This is a genomic window from Flavobacterium sp., from assembly GCF_031363805.1.
Taxonomy (GTDB): domain Bacteria; phylum Bacteroidota; class Bacteroidia; order Flavobacteriales; family Flavobacteriaceae; genus Flavobacterium.
This window is the reverse complement of record NZ_JANLVD010000043.1, coordinates 1-5,669: the sequence shown is the minus strand read 5'-3', so window position 1 is coordinate 5,669 and position 5,669 is coordinate 1. Positions and strand designations below refer to the sequence as shown.

The following is a 5,669-nucleotide window of genomic DNA, read 5'->3' as shown; positions in this document are numbered from 1 at the left end:
TCTCCAAATATCCATGTGCAATTTGACTTCTGCAACTATTTCCTGTGCATAAAACTAAAATATTTATCATACCAACAACCAAATTAAATTAATGATGCAAAACTTGGGATCAAATCCCCAAATTAATTGTAAAACAGTAATCGATACCGTAATAATTATTGGTTTTTTATATTTAATTAAAAACGCTTTCATTTTAACAACATCCAGAATTTGGTGCGCAAGAAATCGCTTTTTCTTTCCATTCACCCATTTTGACTTTCACTTTTTCAATTGGAATACCACAAGAATCGATTGCCAGGCAAGTGGTTTCTTTTCTAGTCAATTTAAAATTACCATTGTCGAAATCTAATCCAAATTTGCCAATAGTTTCTACCATTTGATATTCAACTTCTATTTCCAAATCTTCGTCACCCATAATTTTATGTGAAGCATCAATTATTTTCAAACCTTTATCGGGCGTTAATCTGTGCTCAAAATCGTTGGCAAACCACAATTGAAAAGTAACTTTTTTCTCTTCATGAATAGAAACTCCGCAATCAATGAAGTGTTTGGTTATCATTCCCATTTCTGTAATATGAAAATGCGACGGGATTTTTTCTCCATTTGGTAATGAAAATTGGAGTTCAACCGTATTTTCTAACTGTTTTTTAAATTCTGATATTTTCATTTTTTAAAGTTTTAAATTAGCAACATTTTGATTTTAATATTTTTGAAATTGAAAAAAAATAATTTTCAAATTTTTTCAATGTTTCAGGGTTAATGCAATAGCAGATAGATGTTCCATCAATACTTCCTTTTATTAAACCAACATTTTTTAACTCTTTCAAATGTTGTGAAATAGTGGGCTGGGCGAGAGGCAGTTCGTTTACAATATCGCCGCAAATACAAGTATCTACCTTGAGTAAATAATCAATTATTGCAACTCTAGCAGGATGAGATAATGCTTTAAACAATGAAGATAATTCATTTTGTTCATCAGTAAAAAATTCAGATTTTGAAGCCCCCATTTTTATGTATTTGTATATTGCAATATTACGATAAATATATTTACAAGCAATTTTTTTTTATAAATAATTTCAATTTTTTTTTATTACTTTTGAAATTTAAAAAACATATTAAAATGGCATCAGTAAAACTAGGCGGAAACGCTATAAATACATCAGGAAATTTACCCAAAGTAGGAGAGAAAGCACCTGATTTTGAATTGGTAAGAAACGATTTATCCATTTCAAAATTATCTGATTATAAAGGAATTAAATTGGTTCTAAATATTTTTCCAAGCATAGATACTGGTACTTGTGCCGCATCGGTTAGAAAATTTAACGAAAGTGCTAGTCAACTCCAAAATACCAAGGTTTTGTGTATTTCTCGCGATTTGCCATTTGCACAAAAACGTTTTTGTGGTGCAGAAGGATTAGAAAATGTAGAAAACTTATCCGATTTTAAAAATGGTAGCTTTGGTAAAACCTACGGATTAGAAATTATAGATTCTGCTTTTGCAGGTTTGCATTCAAGAGTTGTCATAATTATTGATGAAAATGGATATGTAAAATATACGGAACAAGTTTCTGAAATTGCAGACGAACCTAATTATGAGGCTGCACTAGCTTCACTATAATGAATACGAAATTCGAAAAAGACAATGCTTTTTTTACTGGACGCTTAAAGAGCGTAGGGTTCGCTTTTAAAGGAGCAATCAAATTAATTACTACCGAGCATAGTGTTATGGTGCAATCTTGTATTGCCATTTTGCTTATCGTAGCAGGTTTTTACTTTCATATTTCAAAAACAGACTGGATGTTTCAAATTTTTGCTACTGGTTTGGTTTTAAGTATTGAAGGTTTGAATACTGCAATTGAAAAAGTTGCAGATTTTATTCATCCAGATTACCACGAGCGAATTGGATTTATTAAAGATATAGCAGCTGGCGCCGTGTTTTTTGCGGCAATAACAGCTATTTCTATTGGTTTAATGATATATTTGCCAATACTATTTAATTAATTATTAGTACAAATAAATGGCAAAAACACCAAAGAAAGCAGCAAAATCTGCAGACAATCCAGAAACAAATCTATTGAAGCGTTTTAGTATTTCGCGTCAATATAAATTTGCGATTGGAGTATTACTTGTATTGTTGTCAATAGCTTTGGCGGTATGTTTTGTATCCTATTTTGTAAATGGAAAATTTGATCAAAGCGAACTTAATAATTTTAGCAATAGAAATACCGAAATTCAGAACTGGTTAGGAAAATTTGGTGCATATTTGTCAGATTTTTTTATTTTTAAAGGCTTTGGCGTAGCATCATTTATATTGGTAAGACTTTTATTTTTGACAGGTACTTATTTGGTTTTAGATTTGGGATTGTCAAAACTTAAAAAAACATGGTTCTGGGATATATTTGCCATTATAATTCTATCTATTTTATTTGGCTTTTTTGCCACCTATTTGCCAGAATTGAGCGGTGTTATTGGTTTTGAAATGAATGCTTTTTTGCAAGATTTTATTGGAAAAACTGGAACGTTATTGGTATTAATTTTTGGAATTATTATCTATTTAATATTTAAAATTAAAGTATCTCCAGATAAAGTAAAAAGCTTTTTTGAATCTTCAAAGAAAGTTAATTTGGATAATAATATAAATACTGAAAATCCTAATTTCAAATCATATAACTTAGAAGAATTTGCCACAAACGAAGATGATGAAGCAGATAAAAAATTCCAATTCAAATCTGACCCTGAAGATTTAGGAGAAATCACACTTAAACCAGCTTCACAATTCGAAATCAATAAGCAAAATTTAAAACCTACCATTTCAAATACATCTGAATTGGTTTTGCAACAAACGATTCCTGAAGAAGTTTTAACCGATAAAAATAAAAAAGCCGAAGAGGAATTTGTAATTGAAAAGCCTGAAGAAGAAGACATCATTGAAGAAAATTTAGCCTCAAAACTGGTGGCAGATTTTGGAGAATTTGATCCAACTTTAGATTTATCGCATTATAAATATCCAACGATCGATTTATTGAAAGATTATTCATCTGGCGGAATAACCATCAATCAAGAAGAGCTTGAAGAAAATAAAAATAGAATTGTAGAAACACTTCGCAACTATAAAATAGAAATTGCACAGATAAAAGCAACCGTTGGTCCATCGGTAACGCTTTATGAAATTGTACCAGAAGCAGGAATTAGAATTTCAAAAATTAAAAGTTTGGAAGATGATATTGCCTTGTCGCTTTCAGCATTAGGCATTCGTATTATTGCACCAATTCCCGGAAAAGGAACCATTGGTATTGAAGTTCCAAATAAAAATCCAAGTATGGTTTCCATGAAATCTGTCATTGGTTCAGCCAAATTTCAAGAAGCAGAAATGGAATTGCCAATCGCTCTAGGAAAAACAATTTCTAACGAAACTTTTGTAGTCGATTTGGCAAAAATGCCTCACTTATTAATGGCTGGAGCAACTGGACAAGGAAAATCTGTTGGGTTGAATGCCGTTTTGACATCATTATTATACAAAAAACATCCTGCGGAAGTCAAATTTGTTTTGGTCGATCCTAAAAAAGTAGAACTAACACTTTTCAACAAAATTGAGCGTCATTATTTAGCCAAATTACCCGATGTTGATGAAGCCATTATTACAGATAATTCAAAAGTAATTGCCACATTAAATTCACTTTGTGTAGAAATGGATAACCGTTATTCTTTGTTAAAAGATGCTATGGTTCGGAACATTAAAGAATATAATGACAAGTTCAAACAACGAAAATTGAATCCTGAAGCTGGACATCGTTTTTTGCCTTACATTGTTTTGGTTGTCGATGAGTTTGCCGATTTAATTATGACCGCTGGGAAAGAAGTTGAACTACCTATTGCTCGTTTGGCACAATTGGCTCGTGCTATTGGAATACATTTAATCATTGCTACACAACGACCTTCGGTAAACGTAATTACAGGAATGATTAAAGCCAATTTTCCTGCGAGAATTGCTTTTAGAGTAACATCAAAAATAGATTCCAGAACCATTCTGGATTCAGGTGGAGCAGATCAATTGATTGGTCGTGGCGATATGCTTTTTAGCAACGGAAACGATTTAGTTCGTGTACAATGTGCTTTTGTCGATACGCCAGAAGTTGATAAAATCACAGAATTTATTGGCTCTCAAAAAGCATATGCAACTGCTTATTTGCTGCCAGAATTTATCGGTGAAGATAGTGGAATAACTCTTGATATCGATATAGCAGACAGAGATTCTTTGTTTAGAGAAGCTGCCGAAGTTATCGTGACTGCACAACAAGGTTCGGCATCATTAATACAACGGAAATTAAAATTAGGATACAATCGTGCAGGAAGATTAATTGATCAATTGGAAGCCGCTGGAATTGTGGGTCCATTTGAAGGAAGCAAGGCAAGAGCGGTAAATATTCCAGATTTTATTGCTCTGGAACAATTTTTCGACAATGAAAAAAATAACAATTAAAAAGATGAAAAAGATAATAGTTTTATTGGTAATGATAACTTTAAATAGTTATGCACAAGATGCTACAAAAGCAAAGGCTTTATTGGACAAAGTTTCTGCCACAGCAAAAAGTTATAAAAATATTCAAATTGATTTTAGTTATAAATTAGAAAATACTAAAGAAAAAGTGAATCAAAATAGCAAAGGAAATGTCACTTTAAGCGGAAGCCAATATTTATTGAACTTTATGGGAGTTACAAAGCTTTCTGACGGGAAAAAAATATATACAATTTCGACAGAAGACGAAGAGATTTCTATTGCTAATATTGGCGGAAGTGACGATGATGCAGACACGCCAGCAAAAATGTTAACTTTTTTTAACAAAGGATTCAAATATGCTTGGGATATTTCACAAAATGTATCAGGAAAGAAAATTCAATATGTGAAATTAATTCCAATCAGTTCAAAAGATGATAGAAAACAAATTCTTGTTGGTGTAGATACAAAAACCAATCAAATCTATAATACCATTACACAAAGTAAAAATGGTACAAAGGTTACTTTGAGTGTTAATACTTTCAAAACCAATCAGGCATTACCAAAAAATCAGTTTACTTTTGCAGCCAACAAATACCCGAATTACTACATTAATAAATTGGATTAATAAGAATGAAAATTCTTGATAGATATCTTTTAAAAACCTATTTAATTTCATTTACATCTGTATTTGTAATATTATTTTTTACCTTTATTTTACAAACCATTTGGTTATTTATATCTGAACTGGCAGGTAAAGATTTGGATTTGATTATGATATTCAAGTTTCTGATGTTTAAAATGCCAAGTTTAGTACCTTTGGTTTTGCCACTTTCGGTATTGCTTTCTGCCATTATGACTTTTGGTGATTTGGCAGAAAACTATGAATTTGCAGCTATGAAATCGGCAGGAATATCTTTTAGAAGAACTATTTCTGGTTTGAGTATTTTTATATTAATATTGAGTATTGCAGCTTTCTTTTTTGCTAACAATGTAATTCCGTATGCCGATTATAAATTTGTAAATTTTCGTCGAAATTTAGCGCAAGTCAAACCTACTATGGCTATTGCAGAAGGTCAGTTTAGTACTATTGGAAATATAAATATTAAAGTCAACAAAAAAAGTGGTCAAAATGGTGAGCTGCTTGAAGGTGTAACCATTCATAAAAAATCAA

7 protein-coding genes are annotated in these 5,669 nt (G+C 31.3%); 5 read left to right on the top strand and 2 right to left on the bottom strand.

Features of this window, described 5'->3' with window-relative positions:
- Positions 1 to 193 precede the first annotated feature (193 nt).
- Positions 194 to 667: a DUF6428 family protein gene (locus RMN92_RS02550; RefSeq protein WP_309607895.1), complete on the bottom strand. Its 474-nt coding sequence runs from the start codon at positions 665 to 667 to the stop codon at positions 194 to 196.
- A gap of 16 nt (positions 668 to 683) precedes the next feature.
- Complete coding sequence (locus RMN92_RS02545) at positions 684 to 1,007, bottom strand: metalloregulator ArsR/SmtB family transcription factor (RefSeq protein ID WP_309607894.1); 324 nt, start codon at positions 1,005 to 1,007, stop codon at positions 684 to 686.
- Positions 1,008 to 1,120: 113 nt separating this feature from the next.
- Between RMN92_RS02545 and tpx the strand changes: the two genes are divergently transcribed.
- The 5 genes from tpx to RMN92_RS02520 all read left to right on the top strand — a co-directional run.
- Complete coding sequence (gene tpx / locus RMN92_RS02540; RefSeq protein WP_309607893.1) at positions 1,121 to 1,618, top strand: thiol peroxidase; 498 nt, start codon at positions 1,121 to 1,123, stop codon at positions 1,616 to 1,618.
- On the top strand, positions 1,618 to 2,001 hold the full coding sequence (locus RMN92_RS02535; RefSeq protein ID WP_309607892.1) for a diacylglycerol kinase family protein: 384 nt from the start codon (positions 1,618 to 1,620) through the stop codon (positions 1,999 to 2,001). Before tpx ends, RMN92_RS02535 begins: the two co-directional genes overlap by 1 nt.
- Before the next feature lie 16 nt (positions 2,002 to 2,017).
- Positions 2,018 to 4,480 (top strand): DNA translocase FtsK, encoded by a 2,463-nt coding sequence (locus tag RMN92_RS02530; protein WP_309607891.1) that lies wholly within the window; start codon positions 2,018 to 2,020, stop codon positions 4,478 to 4,480.
- 4 nt (positions 4,481 to 4,484) lie between these two features.
- Positions 4,485 to 5,123, top strand: coding sequence for an outer membrane lipoprotein carrier protein LolA (locus RMN92_RS02525; RefSeq protein WP_309607890.1), 639 nt, complete (start codon positions 4,485 to 4,487; stop codon positions 5,121 to 5,123).
- 5 nt (positions 5,124 to 5,128) lie between these two features.
- On the top strand, positions 5,129 to 5,669 hold a 541-nt coding region (locus RMN92_RS02520), incomplete at its 3' end, for an LptF/LptG family permease (RefSeq protein ID WP_309607889.1).

Bases quoted from the DNA above. Each gene is read 5' to 3' on its own strand.
- RMN92_RS02530 (WP_309607891.1), top strand. From the start codon at position 2,018: ATGGCAAAAACACCAAAGAAAGCAGCAAAATCTGCAGACAATCCAGAA.
- RMN92_RS02550 (WP_309607895.1), bottom strand. From the start codon at position 667: ATGAAAATATCAGAATTTAAAAAACAGTTAGAAAATACGGTTGAACTC.
- RMN92_RS02525 (WP_309607890.1), top strand. From the start codon at position 4,485: ATGAAAAAGATAATAGTTTTATTGGTAATGATAACTTTAAATAGTTAT.
- RMN92_RS02535 (WP_309607892.1), top strand. From the start codon at position 1,618: ATGAATACGAAATTCGAAAAAGACAATGCTTTTTTTACTGGACGCTTA.
- RMN92_RS02545 (WP_309607894.1), bottom strand. From the start codon at position 1,007: ATGGGGGCTTCAAAATCTGAATTTTTTACTGATGAACAAAATGAATTA.
- tpx (WP_309607893.1), top strand. From the start codon at position 1,121: ATGGCATCAGTAAAACTAGGCGGAAACGCTATAAATACATCAGGAAAT.